Origin of the sequence: Dokdonella aquatica, from assembly GCF_051987395.1 — a bacterium.
GTDB lineage: Bacteria > Pseudomonadota > Gammaproteobacteria > Xanthomonadales > Rhodanobacteraceae > Dokdonella.
The window spans coordinates 2,869,278-2,886,814 of the sequence record NZ_CP197094.1 but is presented as its reverse complement, the minus strand read 5'-3'; the positions used below and the strand labels follow the sequence as shown (position 1 = coordinate 2,886,814).

Here is a 17,537-nt window from a genome sequence, read left to right as displayed (position 1 = left end):
GCGCGCGTCAGGCTCCCGACGTGCGGTACGGCGCGAGCAGCGCCGGATCGGCGAGCAGCGCCTCGGCGACGAGCCAGCGCGGCTCGCGCCCGGCGGTGAGTTCGGCACGGATGCGCGTGGCCGAGACATCGAGTGCGGACACCGCGATGTCGACGACGTGGCCGGCCGGCGCCGCATGCAGCGCGCGCGCGTCGGCGACACGACGCGGCGCAGCTTCATGCGCGAGTTCGTCGGACTCGACCGCACGCTGCCCCGCCCGCGTCAGTACGCCCAGGTGCGCGACCTCGAACAGCTCGCGCCAGCGCCGCCATGTCGGCAGGCCGGCCCAGGCGTCGGCACCGACCAGCAGCACCAGCGGCTGCGCCGCACCGAGCTCGGCACGCAGGTCGAGCAGCGTGTCGATCGTCCACGAAGGTCCGTCGCGGCGCAGTTCGCGGTCGTCGGCGACGAGTCGCGACTGACCCGCCAGCGCGCGCTCGAGCAGCGCGAGCCGCTGTGCGGCGGACGCGACCGGTTGCGGACGGTGCGGCGGCACGTTGGCGGGCACGAGGCGCACGTCGGCGTCGAGCGCCTCGGCGGCTTCCCAGGCCACGCGCAGGTGGCCCACGTGGACCGGATCGAAGGTGCCGCCGAAGAGCGCGAGCGGACGCGTCACGGGGTGATCAGGTCGGCACCGCGACGCGGCGACGCGATCGCCGTGACGAGGCGTTCGATCTCGCGCCAGACGTCGCCGTCGCCTCGCCCCTTGGCGATGCGGTCGATGCGGCCCGCGTGCACGATGCAGCGCTCCCAGTGCGCGGTGTCGCCGGCCTTGAGCGCGCGGCGGAAGATCGCCTGGCGCGCGTCGTAGACACGCTCATTGCGGAACGCCTGGCCGAGGTCGTTGCCGGCCAGTGACAGGCGCTGCAGCGCACGCAGCTGGTTGAGGATCCAGCCGAGCAGCGGGATCGCCTCCTCGCCTTCGGCGCGCAGGCCCTCGACGATGCGCAGCGCGCGCACGCCGTCGCCGCCGAGCGCGGCGTCGGTGAGGCGGAACGCGTCGAAACGCGCGTCGTCGGCGACGCTCGCCTCGAGCGTCTCGACGTCGAGCGTGCCGCTGCCGACCAGCAGCGCGAGCTTGTCCACTTCCTGCGCGGCCGCAAGCAGGTTGCCCTCGACGCGCTCGGCGAGCAGCTCGACCGCATCGCGCGTCGCCTCGACCTTGCGCGAGGCCAGCCGCGCGCCGATCCAGCCCGGCAGCTCGTCGCGACGCAGCGCCCATACCGGCATCATGACGCCGACACGGTCGAACGCCGTGGCCCACGCGCCTTCGTGCTGCTTGCTCCATTCCTGCGCGGTCACGATCAGCAGCGTGTCGGGCGGCGGTGACGCACACCACGCCGCGAGCGTCGCACCGCCTTCCTTGCCGGGTTTGCCGGTCGGCAGGCGCACGTCGATGACACGACGCGACGCGAACAGCGACATCGCGCTGCCCGAGGCAGCGACCTCGTTCCAGTCGAAGCGCGCATCGGCATCGAACACCTCGCGCTCGAGGTAGCCGAGTTCCTTCGCACGCGCGCGCACGCGATCGGCGGCCTCGAGCACGAGCAGGTGTTCGGCGCCGGCGATGAGCCACACCGGCGCGAGGTCGGGCCCCGACAGCAGGCGCGTGAGATCGGAAAGGCGTGCGGGCATGCGTGCAGTGTAATCGCGGGCGGGGGGAACGTGCCGGCGTCAGCGCGCGGGCGCGTCGATGAACACGTCGACGCGCAGGCCGACCGGCAGCGGCGGCTCGCCGTCGAGTTCGACGAGCGCTTCGAGGATCTTGGCGTCCTGCTTCTCGGCCGGATCGCCTGAGGTCTGGTTGCGCCGGCCCATGCGCTGGCTCACGCGCGTCACCTTGCCCTCGAAGCGCTGGCCCGGGAACGCGTCGCTGGCCACGCTCGCACGCTGGCCCACCGCGATGCGGCCGATGTCCAGCTCCTCGATGTCGGCACGCACGGTGCGCCGCGCGAGGTCGCCGAGGCGTGCGAGGGGCAACGGTGACAGCGCGACCACGGTCTCGCCCTCGCGCAGGTCGCGCTTGAGCACGCGACCGTCGATCGGCGAGCGGATCTGCGACTTGTCGAACAGTGCCTGGGCTCGATCACGCTCGGCGCGCGCGGCCTCGAGGCCGGCTTCGGCCGCGGCGAGATCCTCGGCGCGCGCACCGGCGCGCAGCAGCGCGAGCGACGCCGCCGCACGTTCGCGCTCGGCGATCGCGGCCTCGGCCTGCGCACGCGCGGCGTCGATCTGGGCCTGGCTCGCGAGCTTGCGCGCGAGCAGCGGTTCGATGCGTTCGCGGTCGGCGCGGGCGAGCGCCTCGCGTGCCTTGGCGGCGGCAAGCGTCGCGGCGGCTTCGTCGAGTTCCTCGCGGCGCGCGCCGTTGCGCAGGCGCGCGAGCTCGGCCTCGCGCAAGCCGACCTGCGCCGCAGCCGCGGCGAGTGCGGCGCGGTACTCGGCGTTCTCGATCTCGGCGATCAGCTGGCCGGCCGTGACCGTGTCGCCCTCCTCGATCAGCACACGCGAGAGACGCCCGGACAACTGCGGGATGATGATGCGTTCCTCGCTCGCGGGTTCGACGAGACCACCCGCGGCGAGGGTCGACACGCCGCTCGCGGGCGCAGCCTGCGCCGTCGCCGCAGGACCATCCGTCGAGGACGAGCACGCCGCCAGCCCGAGCACGAGCGTCGACACGGCGAGGAACATCGGAACGGAACGTCGCATGGCCGTCATGATGCCTCATCGTGCCGCACGCGGCGGTCGTCGAGCACGCGCCCGTCCTCGAGGTGCAGCACGCGGTCAGCGAACGGTTCGACGCGCGGATCGTGGCTCACGATCACGACCGCACAGCCTTCGCGCGTGGCGAGCTCGCGCAGCGTCGCGACGACGCCCTGCCCGGTGCGGCTGTCGAGCGCGGCCGTGGGCTCGTCGGCGAGGATGAGGCCAGGCGTGCCGGCCAGCGCGCGTGCGATCGCGACGCGCTGCTTCTGCCCGCCCGAGAGCTCCGACGGGAAATGCGTCGCACGGTCGCCGAGGCCGAGGCGCTCGAGCAACGCCAGAGCTTCTTCGCGCTGCTCGGCCGGCGTGCGTCCCTTGAGATCGAGCGCGATCGCGACGTTCTCCCACGCGCGCAACGTCGGGAACAGGTTGTAGTGCTGGAACACGAAGCCGACATGAGCGAGCCGCAGCGCCGCGAGTGCCTCGGGCGTGGCGCCGTCGAGCGCGCGTCCGAACAGCTGCACGCGGCCATGCGTGGGCCGCAGCAGGCAGCCCATGACCTGCAGCAGCGTGGTCTTGCCGGAGCCGCTGGGTCCCAGCAGCAGCGTGACCTCGCCGGCCGCGATGTCGAGGGTGACGCCGGCCAGCGCGCGCAGCGCGGCGGCGCCTTCGCCGTAGGTGACGCCGACGCCCTCGAGGCGCACGGTCGGCGCGGCACTCACGCGAACACGCTCGTCGGGTCGATGCGCACGAGCCGGCGGATCGAGATCAGCGCGCCGAACGCGCACATGACCACGGTGAGCAGCGCGAGCACGAGCACGAGCCACGCCGGCATGATCACGGCGACGTTGCCGAACGCGGTGATCGCGACCACCGCGTAGACCGCGAGCGTGCCGACGCCGAAGCCGAGCGCGGCGCTGATGCCGGCCTGCTTGAGGATCACGCGATTGAGATAACCCGCCGGTGCGCCGATCGCGCGCAGCGTCGCGTACTCGGGCAGGCGGTCGACCGTGGTCGCGTACAGGGTCTGGCCGACGATGACGACACCGACGACGAGGCCGAGCAGCGCCGACAGCAGCAGCGCCGAGCCCGCGCCGGTGGTGATCAGCCAGTACTTCTGCGCCTGCCGGGCGAACGCGGCCGTGTGCCAGACGTCGACCGTGACGAGGCGCTCGCGGATCGCGCGGCGCACGCCTTCGGCATCGGCGCCCGGCGCGAGCGTGACCAGCAGGTAGGTGGTCTGGTCGGGCCGGTAGTTCGAGTACGCGAGCGCGTTGCGATGGGTCATGAACACGTACGGGCTCTGCGTGAACGTGCGCAGGCCCTGCGTGAAGCCGACCACGCGCGCGCGCTTCGCGTTGATCTCGATCGTGTCGCCGAGGCGCTGCACGCCGAGCTTGGCGGCGTAGAGGCGGTCGATGATCACGGCGTCCTGCTGCTGCAGGTCCTCGACGCGGCCTTCGACGAGGTTCCATGGCCCGCCGCGTCGCGAGGCGATGTCGACGCCGACCAGCGCGACGCTCTCGTTGCCGCCGTCGGGCTTCTTCCAGAAGCCGAACTGCATCATGAGCGGATCGACCGCGGCGACGCCGGGCACGGCCAGCGCCTGGAAGCGCCGGCGCTCGTCGAGGCGGCCCGCGATGTCGACGTTGGTGGTGCCGGCCGGCACGATCCAGAGGTCGGCGCCGGAATGGTCGACGATGCCCGAGGTGGTGCGCGCGAAGCCGACCAGCAGGCCGAGCTCGACGCCCATGAGCAGCACCGCGAAGACGACGCCGATCAGCGTGACGACGAAGCGCGGGCGGTCGTGCGTGAGGTTGCGCCACGCGAGCAGCGTGGTGCCGTGCAGCGGGTGGCGTGGAGGCGTCCCGGCCATGCGCCGCGCGCGGCGGTGCCGCGTCAGTGCGCCCCGGCGGCCGCCTCGATGCGGCGCAGGATCACCTGCACCATCTCGCGCTGCAGCTCCTTGGTGAGCAGGTCCTGTTCGGCGGCGACGCCGAGGGCCTGGGTCGCATCGAACGTGAACTCGCGCGTGAGCTCGATCGCCTGGCGCGGCACGACGACGTCACCGCCCGCGGCGACGACGTCGAACTCGACCGTGTAGCGCATCGTGTACTCGTTGGCGCGCGCGTTGCCACCGACCGACAGAACATCCGTACCGATGCGGTTGACCGGGATGCGCAGCACGGCCGCACCAGCCTGGGTACCGTCGACGACCACCGTGCCCGTACGCGACAGCGCGCGGCGCAGGTCGCGCCCGAGCGGACTGACCGGATCGGCACCGACGATGGTCAGCGTCTTCATCGACGCCGGCAGCTGCGCCTCAGCACGCGGCCGGAACCCGCAGGCCGCGAGCAGCACGACGAGGACGGCGACGAGGGCGAGGCGCGGCATGTTCATGGACGACCGGGGCGTGGGAAAGCGCCAAGCATAGCGGAAGCCGCGCGGGACGGTCCCCGCGCGGCCCTAGGCTCAGACGACGATGTTGACGATCTTGCCGGGCACGACGACGACCTTGCGGATCGGCTTGCCCTCGAGGTGCGGCACCACCGACGGCTCGGCCAGCGCGGCCTTCTCGGCATCCTCCTTCGAGGCCGACACGGGCAGCTCGATCGTGCCGCGCAGCTTGCCGTTGACCTGCACCGCGAGCGTGACCGCGTCGCGCACGAGCGCGGCCGGATCGGCCTTCGGCCACGGCTGGTCGTCGACCAGCGTCTCGGCGTGGCCGAGCGCCTTCCACAGCGCGTGGCAGGCGTGCGGCGTGATCGGGTTGAGCAGCAGCACGATCGCCTCGAACGCCTCGTGGCGCACCGCGCGGCCCTGGTCGCTCGCGTCGTCGAACTTCGCGAGCGCGTTGAGCAGCTCCATGAGCGCGGCGATCGCCGTGTTGAACGACTGGCGGCGGCCGAAATCGTCGCCGACCTTGGCGATCGTCTCGTGCACCTGGCGGCGCAGCGTCTTCTGCGCGGGCGTGAGCGCGGCCGCGTCGACGACCGGGTGGTCGGGCTGGGCGACGTGCGCGTGCAGCTCGCGCCACAGGCGCTTGAGGAAGCGCGACATGCCTTCGACGCCGGCCTCGTTCCACTCGAGCGACTGGTCCGGCGGCGCCGCGAACATCGAGAACAGGCGCACCGTGTCGGCGCCGTACTTGTCCACCATCGCCTGCGGATCGACGCCGTTGTTCTTGGACTTGGACATCTTTTCGATGCCGCCGATCGACACGGGCTGGCCATCGGCGCGCAGCGCCGCGCCGACCACGCGGCCCTTGTCGTCGCGCGTGATGTCGACATCGGCCGGGTTGAACCACTCCTTGCCGCCGTCGGCGGTGTCGCGGTAATAGGTCTCGGCCACGACCATGCCCTGGCACAGCAGGCTCGTCGCGGGCTCGTCGGTCGCGAGCAGGCCTTCGTCGCGCAGCAGCTTGTGATAGAAGCGGAAGTACAGCAGGTGCAGGATCGCGTGCTCGATGCCGCCGATGTACTGGTCGACCGGCGCCCAGTAGTTCGCGCGGCCGTCGACGATGTCGGCCGCGCCGGGCGAGGCGTAGCGCGCGTAGTACCAGCTCGACTCCATGAACGTGTCGAACGTGTCGGTCTCGCGCTCGGCCGGACCGCCGCATTGCGGGCATGCGCACTTGCGCCATTCGGCATCGGCCTTGATCGGCGACTGCACGCCCGAGAACGCGACGTCCTCGGGCAGCACGACCGGCAGCTGGTCCTCGGGCACCGGCACGGCGTCGCAGGTCGGGCAGTAGATCACCGGGATCGGGCAACCCCAGTAGCGCTGGCGCGAGACGCCCCAGTCGCGCAGGCGGAAATTGACGCGGCGCGTGCCGATGCCGTCCTTCTCGAAGCGCGCCGCGAGCGCGTCGAACGCGCCGCGGAAATCGAGGCCGTCGTAGTCGCCCGAGTTGATCAGCGTGCCGTACTCGGTGTACGCGCCGCCCGTGATCACCTGGTTCTCGAACTCGGCGAGCACGTCGACCGCGCCGGCCGGTTCGACCACGTCGATCGCGCGCGATTCGCCGAGCGCGGCGCTCATCGGGTCGGTGTTCTCGCGCGCGTCGCGGCCGAGCTCGCGGATCGCGTCGCGCACGCCGGGCGGCACGACGACGATGCGGATCAGCAGGTCGTACTTCGTCGCGAACTCCCAGTCGCGCTGGTCGTGCGCGGGCACGGCCATGACCGCGCCGGTGCCGTAGTTCATGAGCACGAAGTTGGCGACCCACACGGGCACGTTCTCGCCGGTGACCGGGTGCACGGCGACGAAGCCCGTGTCGACGCCCTTCTTCTCCTGCGTTTCGATGTCGGCCTCGGCGGTGCCGCCGCGGCGGCATTCCTCGATGAACGCGGCCACTTCCGGGCGCGTCTTCGCGGCCTCGAGCGCGAGCGGATGCTCGGCGGCCACGGACAGGAAGCTCACGCCCATGAGCGTGTCGGGACGCGTCGTGAACACCGTGACCGGATCGCGACCCGGCACCGCGAACGCGATCTCGAGGCCTTCCGAGCGGCCGATCCAGTTGCGCTGCATGGTCTTGACCGAATCCGGCCAGCCCGGCAGCGTGTCGAGGCCGTCGAGCAGCTGCTGCGCGTAGTCGGTGATGCGCAGGAACCACTGCGGGATCTCGCGCTTCTCGACGATGGCGCCCGAGCGCCAGCCGCGACCGTCGATGACCTGCTCGTTGGCGAGCACGGTCTGGTCGACCGGATCCCAGTTGACGACCGAGTTCTTGCGGTAGGCCAGGCCCTTGCGCATGAGGCGCGTGAACATGCGCTGCTCGTGCACGTAGTACTCGGGCCGGCAGGTCGTGACCTCGCGCGACCAGTCGTAGACGAAGCCGAGGCGCTTGAGCTGGCCGCGCATGTGGTCGATGTTGGCGTAGGTCCACTGTGCCGGCGCGACCTTGTTCTTGATCGCGGCGTTCTCGGCCGGCAGGCCGAACGCGTCCCAGCCCATCGGCTGCAGCACGTTCCTGCCGAGCATGCGCTGGTAGCGGCTGATCACGTCGCCGATCGTGTAGTTGCGCACGTGGCCCATGTGCATCGAGCCGCTCGGGTACATGAACATCGACAGGCAGTAGAACTTCTCGCGCGTGTCGTCTTCCTTCACCTCGAAGGCGCGCGTGGTGGTCCAGTAGGTCTGCGCGGCGGCTTCGGTCGCCTGCGGCTCGTAGGTTTCGTGCGTCATGGTGTCGGAGTTGCGCCGGAGGGGCGCCAGGGGGCTGGAAAAAGTGCGCCAGACTAGCGCAGAGGCCCGCGCGGACCAAGCTGCGGAGGCCGCCGTCGCCCGGAGGCGCAGGCGCCGGCTGCTAAGCTGCGCGCCCGATCACGACGAGCCGTGCCGCGACATGGACCTGCGGATTTCCCTGTTGGGCCTCACCCTGCTGCTCGTGCCGGCCGTGTCGGCGCCGTCGCTCGCCGCCGCTCCCGCGGTGCCGATGACCGCCGAGAACAAGCACGGCCTGTGGCTCGCCGACATCATCGACCGCCGCGACGGCGCAGCCTTCGCCGCGCGCATCGACATCGACGCCCTCGCCGCCCGCACGGCCAGCGGGCTCGACCTCGACGACGCCACGCGACGCGGCTTCATCAAGGGCATGACCGGCGCGAAGCAGCGCATGGCCGAGACGATGCTCGCGCGCGTGGAGCTCAACCGTGGCAAGGCGCGGCTGGTCCGCTCGACGGCGACGGCCGGCGGCAGCGTGCAGATCGTGCGCATCGACATGTCCGATGCGGAGGGCGACCCGGCCGGCATGGAGTACCTCGCGTTCGAGCTCGACGCGAAGGGACGCATCGTCGACTGGACCGCACACTCGCAGGGCGCGCGAACGAGCGACGTGATGCGCCGCCTGAGCCTCGCGATGATCCAGGACCGCGGCGCGATCGCACGCGCGTTCGGCATCACGCGCGTCGACGAGGCCACGCTCGCCACGACGCAGGCGCTGGCGAAACAGATGGCGGCGATGGACTTCGACGGCGCCTACACGACGCTCGCGCGCATGCCCGAGGCCTACAAGGCGACGAAGGACTGGGCCGCGCTGCGCGTCAACCTCGCCTCGCAGCTCGACGACACGCGCTACCGCGCGAGCCTTCAGCACATCGCCGCGCACCACGCGGACGCGCCGGGCCTGCAGTTCATGCTGATCGACCACTACTTCTTCGAGGATCGTCATGCGCAGGTGATCCGCACGGTCGAGGCGTTCGAGCGCGGCGTCGTCGAGGACGGCGCGACCAACCTGCTCAAGTGCATCAGCGCCAACACCTTGAAGGCCTACGACGACGCCGGCCGCTTCTGCGCGCGCAGCATCGAGATCGAGCCCGATGTCGAGAACGCGTGGTGGATGCTCGTCACGGTCGGGCACGGCGCGCGCGACGCGGGACTCGTGCTGCGCACGCTCGAAGGCTACGAGCGCCAGTTCGGTACGCGTTTCGAGCCCGCCAAACTGGTCGCACTCGACGAGTACCGCTGGCTCGCCGACGAACCCGCGTTCAAGGCGTGGGCGAAAGCGCGGCGCTGAAGCGCACCGGGCAACAGCGGTATCGCGTGGACGCGCGATCGTCCGCGCGAAAGCGAAACTTTCCGTGAAGGCGCGTGTCCATGTCGTCGCACCTCGTTGAGGCCTTCTCGACGAGACTCCCAGCGACCTCGACCCGAGCCGCCCGCGCATGCCGCGGCGCGCTCGCGCACGGATGCACGATGCCGGACACGAACGGAAACCCCGCACGATCTCCGCGCCTCGAACAGGTGCTCGCGCCGCCGTGCGAAGCCGTCACGCGGGCGGCCGGCATGCCACCCTCGCGACATGCCTGCATACGCCTTCCGATATCGGTGTTCATCGTCGCCTGCAATGAAGCCGAGCGCATCGGCGCGACGCTCGGCTCGATCGTCGACCTGGTCGACGAGATCATCGTGGTCGATTCGGGATCGCTCGACCGCACCAGGGATATCGCCGCAGCGTTCGGCGCGCGTGTCGTGCATCGCGACTGGCAGGGGTACGGCCACCAGAAACGTGACGCGGAATCGCTGTGCCGCCACGCCTGGCGACTCAACCTCGACGCCGACGAAGTCGTCGGCCCGACACTCGCGCACGCGTTGCGTGCGCTGTTCCGCGACGGTCCGCCAGCGGCCGCGGCGTATCGCATGCGCATCGTCGAGGTGCTGCCCGGCGAGACCCGCCCGCGCATGTTCGCACCGTGTCACGACTACGTGCGGCTCTATCACGAGGACGTCGGCCGCTTCCGCGCCTCGACCGTCCACGACGGTGTCGAACTCGCGGAGGGCGCCGTGCAGCGACGCCTCGCAGGCCGCGTGCACCACCACAGCTTCCGCGACACGGCTCGCCAGATCGACAAGTTCAACCGCTACTCCGATGCGCTCGTTCTCGATCTCGAGGCCGGCGGCCGTGCCCTGCCCGCATGGCGTCTCGCCACCGAGTTCCCGCTCGCGTTCCTCAAGGCCTTCGTGATCCGCCGGCACGCGCTGCGCGGTGGCCTCGGCTACGTCACCGCGATGAACTACGCGATCTTCCGCCACCTGCGCGTGGCCAAGCACCTCGAGAAGCGCTGGCTCGAACACCGCTGAGGGACTTCGCGGAGGTGTCGTCGTGGCCATCGAATCCATCGCCGCTCGCGACGCCACGCACGATCGTCGTCAGCTGCCGGACGGAGGCTTCGGCACTGGCTGGTCGAGTCGTTCCTGCAGGATCACGGCATGCACGCGCGGCAGCGCCGCGACCCGCGGCGACACGACGGCGCGCAGCACCGCCGCGTCGTCGTGCCGACCAAGCGCCTCCAGTGCGCGCACACGCTCGACCTCGATCTCGACGATGCGTACGTCTCCCGGTTCCTGCACGGTCGACCGCGACTGCAGCGCTTCGTCGAGAAGCGGAAGTGCCGTGTCCGCGTCGCCACGCGAGAGGTGCGCGCGTGCAAGCGTGAGCAGCGGCGTGCCGAGATGGAAGTGCAGCGGGCGAGTCGAGGCGCGCACGGCCTGCAGGGCAGCAGCGGCATCTTCGCGTGCGCCGTCCACGTCGCCGAGCGCGAGCTTCGCTTCGGCGAACGCGACGAGTGCGGACGGCTGCAGGCTCGTTCGCTCACGCCCGTAGGCCACGAGCCCTGCGACGGCCCCCTCGAGGCGCGCCAACGCCTCGCGTGGCCGCCCCTCGAGGCGCTCGAGATGGGCGAGGTCCGCTTCGGCGGCCGCGATGCGTCCGGCATCGGGTGGGTCGCGCCCGCGTTGAAGCGCGACGGCCCGCAGCAAGGCGTCGCGGGCCTCGCCCACGCGCCCCGCCAGCCCGAGCGAATGGCCCAGCGCACGCCAGGCCGTGATTGCCGGGTCGCTGTCCTCGCCGAGCGAGCCCGAGAATTGCTCGATCGCCACGCGCAGATGCTTCGCAGCGGCGTCGAAGTCTCCGGTATCGCGCTGCGCTCGCCCGAGCGCGAGGTGGTACGACGCGAGGTCGCGCGCATGCAGCCTGCCGCTGCCGCGCAACCGCTCGACGGCCTCGAGCCGCTGCGGGAGAGCCTCGCGAAGTCGTCCGTCGGTCTCGAGCAGCACGAGCAGGTTGTGGCGGACGATGAGCGTGTCGCGATGATCGGGACCGACCGTGCGCAGCCGGATCGCGAGCGACTCGCGCAAGGCCGCCTCGGCGCCGGCGAGGTCGGGCTTGTCCTGCAGCATGTTGCTGAGCTCGTTGAGCACATGCGCAACGTGGTAGCTGTCCTCGCCGTAGGTCTGCGTGAAGATCGCGATCGCCTCGCGGAACGCCGCTTCCGATTCGTCGAAGCGATCGGTCGCGCCGTAGACGTTGCCGAGCTGGACGAGACTGTCGGCGACGGCGTCGCTGTGCGGACCCAGCACGCTGCGATCCCGCAGGATCGACGCTCGCAGCATCGCTTCGGCCTCGTCGTGGCGTCCGAGCACGACGAGACCGTGCGCAACGACGTAATGCGCCTTGGCCACCGTCGGCGCGACACCACGCCCACCGTCGCCGAGGAGCGCCAGGCCGCGACGCGCATGGTCGATCGCATCCTCGGGCTGCGCCTTCTCGTCGAAGATCGCCGCTATGCCGACGAGCACGCGTGCCTTGACGTCGTCGGGCACGCGGGGATCGTCGGTCGCCTCGAGGGCGCGTTGCAACAGGCCTTCGGCACGATCGAGCACGCCGATCTGCACGTAGAGCTCGGCGATCAACGTGGCCGCCTCGGCCTCGACAGCGGGCTGCGCTGCGATCGCGCCCTCGATCTGCCGCTCGCCCTGTTCGAGCAGTTGCCGCGCCGTGATCGGCTGGCCGTCGTGCGCGTCCGGCGCGGCCTGCTCGAATACGCCGACGAGGATGCGACGCACCGCCTCGGCACGCTCGCCCTGCTCGAGCGCGCGCACCGCAGCCTGCCGCGCCTCCTCGGCCTGCTCACGCGCACGCCCTGCCTGCACGATTGCCGCGCCCAGCGCCACGAACAGCGCGGCGACGGCAAGGATGGCGAGCGCCACACCGGCACGATGCCTCGCCACGAACTTGCCCACGCGGTAGCCCACGCTCGGCGCACGCATCGCGATTGGCGCGCCCGCGAGGTGACGACGCACGTCGTCGGCGAGCGCGTCCACGCTCGCGTAGCGCCTGTCGGGATCGGCGTGCAAGGCCGTCGACGTGATGACGTCGAGATCACCACGCAGCGTGCGCGCGGGCAGGCCTGCGAGCCCGCCGTCACGCGATGCATCGCAGGCAGCCGTCTTCTCGACCGCGCGACTCGGCAGCGCACGACGCGCATCGCCGATCGCCGCGAGCCGCTCCGTCAGCGAAGCGCCCGCGGAGAGTCCGTGCGCGCGCACGCCGGTCAGGAGTTCGTGCAGCACGGCGCCGAGTCCGTACACGTCGGACGCGGTGGTGACCGGATCGCCGCGCAACTGTTCCGGTGACGCGTAGGCGGGCGTCAGCGCGTGCATCTGCGTCTCCGCCACGCCGGACTCGTCGCCCGCCATCACGTTGGCGATGCCGAAATCCAGCAGCTTCACCATGCCGTCGGCATTGACGAGCACGTTGGTCGGCTTGATGTCGCAGTGGACGACGAGCTGCCGATGCGCGAACTGCACGGCGGCGCAGACATCGAGGAAAAGCTGCAGCCGCACGCGTGCATCGACCGGGCGGCGCGCGACGAACGTCGTCAGCGGCTCGCCGTCGATGTACTCGAGCGCGAACCAGGGCTCGCCCGCCGTGCTGATACCGCCATCGAGCAGGCGGGCGATATGCGGATGCTCGAGCCGCGCGAGGATCTGCCGCTCGCGCAGGAACCGGCGCCGCAATGCCGCTGCATCGCCACTCGCACGCATGAGCTTGAGCGCGGCGTATTGCTCGTACTGGCCATCGGCACGTTCGGCCAGGTACACGACGCCCATGCCGCCACGCCCGAGCTCGCGCAGGATGCGCCAGGGACCGACGAGCACCCCGGCGTGCGCGTCCGGCGAGCGGTCGCCGGCCATCGCGAATGCAAGCGGATCGGCGACCGGATCACGCGCACCGTTCTCGAGGGCGGCGTCGCCGGCGAGCAGGCGCAGCACCTCGTCGCGCACGCGCGCGTCCGCGATGGCCGCCAGGGCTGCGTCGCGTGCAGCCCCCTCGAGCTCGACGATCGCGTCGAAGCACTCGCCCACGCGTTTCCAGCGGGCCTTGTCGCCGCCCGGGTCGCCGACGGGATCGGTGTCGTCCACGCCAGCACCGGATCCGGAATCCGTCTCATGCTCCATCGCACGTCCCTCCGCCGCCGACTCTAGAACGGCTGCTGCGCACCCGCCAGCGGATGGCCGATCGTCGGCCTGAGCCCGACGCGTCCACGTCATGGGCACCCTCGCGCGCCACGGACCCGCTACCATCGGCCGGACATCCACCGGGGACATCGATCATGCGCCTTTCCACCGTGACCGCGCTGTGCGCGGCCCTGTGCCTTCCGTCGCTCGCCGTCGCCGAAGAGGCCCGTGTCGCCCTGCAGTGCGCGGACGCGTTCGACGCGTCGACCGGCAAGCTCATCGGCGCGACCACGATCACGATCGAAGGCAACCGCATCAAGGCGATCGACGCCGGCCGCACGTCGCCGGCCGGCGCGACCATCATCGACCTCGCCGGCCACACCTGCCTGCCCGGCCTCGTCGACATGCACACGCACATCACCTCGGAAACGAGCCCGCGCGGCTACGAGGAAGGCTTCCGCCTCAATCCGGCCGACTACGCGCTGCGCGGCACGACCTACGCGCGCCGCACGCTGCTCGCGGGCTTCACGACCGTGCGCAATCTCGGCGACGCGGGCAACGTGTCGATCGCGCTGCGCAACGCGATCGACCAGGGCTACGTCGCCGGGCCGCGCATCTTCACGGCCGGCAAGTCGATCGCGACGACGGGCGGCCACGCCGATCCCACCAACGGCCGCAACTGGGAACTGACCGGCGATCCGGGCCCGAAGGAAGGCGTGGTCAACAGCGTCGACGACGCGCGCAAGGCCGTGCGCCAGCGCTACAAGGACGGCGCCGACCTCATCAAGATCACCTCGACCGGCGGCGTGCTGTCGTACGCGAAGAACGGCCAGAACCCGCAGTTCACGATCGAGGAGATCCAGGCGATCACCTCGACCGCGAAGGACTACGGCCTGCGCGTCGCCGCCCATGCGCACGGCGACGAGGGCATGCGCCGCGCGATCCTCGGCGGCGTCGATTCGATCGAGCACGGCACCTACATGAGCGACGCGACGATGGCGCTCATGAAGAAGCACGGCACCTGGTACGTGCCCACACTGAGCGCGGGTGCGTTCGTGGCCGACAAGGCGAAGACGCCGGGCTACTACCCCGAGATCGTGCGCCCGAAGGCGCTCGCGATCGGCCCGCAGATCAGCGCGACGTTCGCGAAGGCCTACAAGGCCGGCGTGAAGATCGCGTTCGGCACCGATTCGTCCGTGTACCCGCACGGCGGCAACGCACACGAGTTCGTGCTCATGGTCGATGCCGGCATGCCCGCGAACGTGGCCCTGCAGGCGGCAACGGTGCGTGCGGCCGAACTGCTCGACCAGGGCGACGACATCGGCCACCTGCGTGCCGGCGCGTATGCCGACATCGTCGCCGTGGCGGGCGATCCGGTTCGCGACATCGCGGTCATGGAGAAGGTCGCGTTCGTCATGAAGAACGGCGTCGTCTACAAGCAGGGCGGCATCGCGACGGCCCCCTGATCGCGCGGACGCGCTCCAAGTCGACGCGCCGACGCGGCGCCACGCCACACCGCACCGCGCGTCGACACGGCTTCTTCACGTCGCCGCAAGGAATCTGCGGCATGATGTCGCGCACCTGCCGCCGCGACCACGGGCGGCCTTTCGCGGACCACGGAGCACGCCATGAGCGCGGACACCAAGACGCCCCTCGCCCTGTACAAGGCCAACCTCGAACTCGTCATGCGCCTCGGCGCGCTGCTGCAGGAGAACCGCCGCAACTGGACGCGACTCGGCCTGTCGCACGCCGACGAGGCGCTCACGCGCACGCTGTCGCAGACCGAGCGCCTGCTCACGAGCAACGACTGGACCTCGCTCGCGGCGCTGCCCGGCGACGCGTTCTGGAAATCCCTGCAGGCCGAGGCGAGCCAGACACAGGGAACGGTCGGTGCCGCCGTTGCCAACCAGTCGAGCTTCATGACCGGCATGCAGGAAGCCTTCGCGGCCTGGCAGCAGCAGTGCGCCGACGCGATGCAGGGCGCGGCCAAGCTGCCCACCGGCGCGAGCTTCGAGGAGTTCGTGAAGGCGTTCCGGACGGCCGGCGGCCAGCCTGCCGAGGCTGCGGATCCGGAACCGAAGAAGGCCTCGCGCAAGCGCTGAGCCGTTCGTCCCGGGGCGCCGCCGGTTCAGCGCCCGGCGTCCGCCTCGTCATTCCAGTGGAACACCTCGCCGATCTCCTTGCCGAACGCGCGTGCAATGCGAAAGGCCAGCTCGAGCGACGGCGCGTACTTGCCGGCCTCGAGCGCGATCACGGTCTGGCGCGTGATGCCGACGCGCTCGGCGAGATCGCCCTGGGTCCATTCGCCCGCGTCGAAGCGCAGGCGACGGATGTGGTTGCCGACCGGCGTCCCGCTCATGCGCGATCGCGCCGGTAGCGCAGGATCGCGGTGACGTGGCCGGCCGCGCTCGACAGGACGAGCGTGAACACGAGCAGGTTCGCGAGCGCGATCGGGCTCGCCCAGCCGAGGCGGTCGGGTGGCGTGAACCCGAGCGTGATCGCGACCGCGAACACGGCGATCGCGAGTGTCGTGTGCGAGGCCCCGTCGGCGGCATGCACCACCGCCTCGTCGCGCTCGTCGCGCTGCACGCGTCCCTTGGCACGGGCGCGCAGCAGTGCATCGAAGATGATCCAGCCGACCACGAGCACGCCGATCGGGCGACCGATGCCTTGCAGGTCGGCGACGCTGCGCGCGGCGATGAACACCTCGGCCTTCGAGACCATCCATGCACCGATGCCAACCGTGAAGGCGAGCGCGATCCAGCGCTGCTGTTCGCCCGGCGAGGCCGCGGCGTCCTGATCGTCGGGCGTGCGTCCGGCGATCCAGAAGCCTATCCATGCGAGCGTCAGCAGCAGCGCCGCACCGGTCGCGCCGGTGTCGATGCCGAGCCAGCGCGACGGCATCGCGACCAGCAGCCACAACGCCAGCGACGCCGGCGCGACGAGCCAGAACAGGGAGGGCTTGAGGCGGGCCACGGTGTCATCCTCGACAGACATAATGTAACTGATACATTACATTTTGTCCTCTTGGTTTTGCAAGCCTGTCCTCGAGGCATCCTCGCGCCGCTTGATATGCTGGGCTGTGCAGCCCACCTGCCTCCGATCCCACGCACAGGAACCGCCCGTGTCAGCCCTGCCCGCCACCGCTTCGCCGCACGTCTTCGACACCACCACCGCGACGTTCGAACAGGACGTGCTGCAGGCCTCGCTCGAACAGCCGATCCTGGTCGACTTCTGGGCCGAATGGTGCGGGCCGTGCAAGACGCTCGGGCCGCTGCTCGAGAAGGTCGTCGCGAGCTACCACGGTGCCGTGAAGCTGGCCAAGGTCGACGTCGACGCCGAGAAGCAGCTCGCCGGCATGTTCGGCATCCGCAGCATTCCGACCGTCGTACTCGTGCGCGACGGCCAGATCGCCGACGGCTTCGCCGGCGCGCTGCCGGAAGGCCAGCTGCGCGAGTTCCTCGACCGCCACGTGCAGGCGCTGCCGCCGGCCGACGACGAACCCGCCGAAGCGCCGGCCATCGCCGAGACGCCCGAACAGGCCATCGCACGCCTGCAGCAGGCGATCGCCACCGATGCCGACAAGCCCGAGCTCAAGCTCGACCTCGCCGTCGCGTTCATGCAGGCCGGCAACGCCGCCGGTGCACGCGCCGAACTCGATGCGCTGCCGGCCAACCTCGCCGAGGACGACCGCGCACGCCGCCTGCGCAACCAGCTCGCCTTCGCCGATGCGCTCAAGGACGCCCCGACCGCACAGGTGCTTCAGGCACGCCTCGATCAGGATCCCGCCGACCACGCCGCACGCGACCTGCTCGGCGTGCGCGCGCTCATCGACGGACGCACCGACGAAGCCCTCGAGCAGTTCCTCGCGATCCTCAAGGCCGATCGCGGCTGGAACGACAGTCAGGCGAAGAAGCGCCTCATCGCCGCATTCAGCGTGATCGAGGACGAAGACCTCGTCGGCACCTACCGCCGCCGCATGTCGTCGCTGCTGTTCTGACGCGCGACGTTTTCGGCGGAATCGCCTGCGGCGGTTCCACCCTACACGAACGCGACGC

The 17,537-nt window shown here is 70.9% G+C and carries 15 protein-coding genes; 5 read left to right on the top strand and 10 right to left on the bottom strand.

Going from position 1 to position 17,537, the window contains the following annotated elements; genetic code table 11:
• Positions 1-7 precede the first annotated feature (7 nt).
• From nadD to leuS, 7 genes are all read right to left on the bottom strand, one after another.
• Positions 8-655 carry a nicotinate-nucleotide adenylyltransferase gene (gene nadD, locus ACQQ2N_RS12920; protein ID WP_440221986.1) on the bottom strand — a complete coding sequence of 216 codons (648 nt, stop codon included), beginning with the start codon at positions 653-655 and terminating at the stop codon, positions 8-10.
• Positions 652-1,674: a DNA polymerase III subunit delta gene (holA, locus tag ACQQ2N_RS12915; RefSeq protein ID WP_440221985.1), complete on the bottom strand. Its 1,023-nt coding sequence runs from the start codon at positions 1,672-1,674 to the stop codon at positions 652-654. The genes nadD and holA overlap by 4 nt, the downstream gene beginning before the upstream one ends.
• A 39-nt stretch (positions 1,675-1,713) precedes the next feature.
• Positions 1,714-2,754, bottom strand: a complete 1,041-nt coding sequence (locus tag ACQQ2N_RS12910) for an HlyD family secretion protein (RefSeq protein ID WP_440221984.1) — start codon at positions 2,752-2,754, stop codon at positions 1,714-1,716.
• Positions 2,751-3,461, bottom strand: coding sequence for an ABC transporter ATP-binding protein (locus ACQQ2N_RS12905; RefSeq protein WP_440221983.1), 711 nt, complete (start codon positions 3,459-3,461; stop codon positions 2,751-2,753). The genes ACQQ2N_RS12910 and ACQQ2N_RS12905 overlap by 4 nt, the downstream gene beginning before the upstream one ends.
• Entirely contained in the window at positions 3,458-4,615 is a 1,158-nt protein-coding gene (locus ACQQ2N_RS12900; protein ID WP_440221982.1) for an ABC transporter permease, read from the bottom strand. Before ACQQ2N_RS12900 ends, ACQQ2N_RS12905 begins: the two co-directional genes overlap by 4 nt.
• 23 nt (positions 4,616-4,638) lie before the next feature.
• Positions 4,639-5,139, bottom strand: coding sequence for an LPS-assembly lipoprotein LptE (locus tag ACQQ2N_RS12895; RefSeq protein WP_440221981.1), 501 nt, complete (start codon positions 5,137-5,139; stop codon positions 4,639-4,641).
• Between the two features lie 72 nt (positions 5,140-5,211).
• A complete protein-coding gene (leuS, locus tag ACQQ2N_RS12890) occupies positions 5,212-7,926 on the bottom strand; it encodes a leucine--tRNA ligase (RefSeq protein WP_440221980.1) in 2,715 nt (904 codons plus the stop codon).
• A 181-nt stretch (positions 7,927-8,107) separates the two neighbouring features.
• Here leuS and ACQQ2N_RS12885 point away from each other — a divergent pair, with 181 nt between their 5' ends.
• A complete protein-coding gene (locus tag ACQQ2N_RS12885; protein WP_440221979.1) occupies positions 8,108-9,256 on the top strand; it encodes a hypothetical protein in 1,149 nt (382 codons plus the stop codon).
• A 311-nt stretch (positions 9,257-9,567) separates the two neighbouring features.
• Positions 9,568-10,320, top strand: coding sequence for a glycosyltransferase family 2 protein (locus ACQQ2N_RS12880; protein ID WP_440221978.1), 753 nt, complete (start codon positions 9,568-9,570; stop codon positions 10,318-10,320).
• Between the two features lie 69 nt (positions 10,321-10,389).
• On the opposite strand, the gene ACQQ2N_RS12875 is transcribed toward ACQQ2N_RS12880, so the two are convergent.
• Positions 10,390-13,443: a tetratricopeptide repeat protein gene (locus ACQQ2N_RS12875; protein WP_440221977.1), complete on the bottom strand. Its 3,054-nt coding sequence runs from the start codon at positions 13,441-13,443 to the stop codon at positions 10,390-10,392.
• A 191-nt stretch (positions 13,444-13,634) separates the two neighbouring features.
• Between ACQQ2N_RS12875 and ACQQ2N_RS12870 the strand changes: the two genes are divergently transcribed.
• Both ACQQ2N_RS12870 and ACQQ2N_RS12865 read left to right on the top strand, forming a co-directional pair.
• Entirely contained in the window at positions 13,635-14,945 is a 1,311-nt protein-coding gene (locus ACQQ2N_RS12870) for an amidohydrolase family protein (RefSeq protein ID WP_440221976.1), read from the top strand.
• Positions 14,946-15,107: 162 nt separating this feature from the next.
• Entirely contained in the window at positions 15,108-15,581 is a 474-nt protein-coding gene (locus ACQQ2N_RS12865; RefSeq protein ID WP_440221975.1) for a phasin family protein, read from the top strand.
• 26 nt (positions 15,582-15,607) lie between these two features.
• On the opposite strand, the gene ACQQ2N_RS12860 is transcribed toward ACQQ2N_RS12865, so the two are convergent.
• Entirely contained in the window at positions 15,608-15,838 is a 231-nt protein-coding gene (locus ACQQ2N_RS12860; RefSeq protein WP_440221974.1) for a helix-turn-helix transcriptional regulator, read from the bottom strand.
• Positions 15,835-16,455 (bottom strand): hypothetical protein, encoded by a 621-nt coding sequence (locus tag ACQQ2N_RS12855; protein ID WP_440221973.1) that lies wholly within the window; start codon positions 16,453-16,455, stop codon positions 15,835-15,837. Before ACQQ2N_RS12855 ends, ACQQ2N_RS12860 begins: the two co-directional genes overlap by 4 nt.
• A 157-nt stretch (positions 16,456-16,612) precedes the next feature.
• Between ACQQ2N_RS12855 and trxA the strand changes: the two genes are divergently transcribed.
• Positions 16,613-17,479 (top strand): thioredoxin, encoded by an 867-nt coding sequence (gene trxA, locus ACQQ2N_RS12850; RefSeq protein ID WP_440225758.1) that lies wholly within the window; start codon positions 16,613-16,615, stop codon positions 17,477-17,479.
• Positions 17,480-17,537 lie beyond the last annotated feature (58 nt).

Excerpts from the sequence above, each read along its gene's own strand:
- leuS (WP_440221980.1), bottom strand. The coding sequence starts at position 7,926 with ATGACGCACGAAACCTACGAGCCGCAGGCGACCGAAGCCGCCGCGCAG.
- ACQQ2N_RS12865 (WP_440221975.1), top strand. The coding sequence starts at position 15,108 with ATGAGCGCGGACACCAAGACGCCCCTCGCCCTGTACAAGGCCAACCTC.
- ACQQ2N_RS12895 (WP_440221981.1), bottom strand. The coding sequence starts at position 5,139 with ATGAACATGCCGCGCCTCGCCCTCGTCGCCGTCCTCGTCGTGCTGCTC.
- ACQQ2N_RS12860 (WP_440221974.1), bottom strand. The coding sequence starts at position 15,838 with ATGAGCGGGACGCCGGTCGGCAACCACATCCGTCGCCTGCGCTTCGAC.
- holA (WP_440221985.1), bottom strand. The coding sequence starts at position 1,674 with ATGCCCGCACGCCTTTCCGATCTCACGCGCCTGCTGTCGGGGCCCGAC.
- ACQQ2N_RS12900 (WP_440221982.1), bottom strand. The coding sequence starts at position 4,615 with ATGGCCGGGACGCCTCCACGCCACCCGCTGCACGGCACCACGCTGCTC.
- ACQQ2N_RS12910 (WP_440221984.1), bottom strand. The coding sequence starts at position 2,754 with ATGACGGCCATGCGACGTTCCGTTCCGATGTTCCTCGCCGTGTCGACG.
- ACQQ2N_RS12870 (WP_440221976.1), top strand. The coding sequence starts at position 13,635 with ATGCGCCTTTCCACCGTGACCGCGCTGTGCGCGGCCCTGTGCCTTCCG.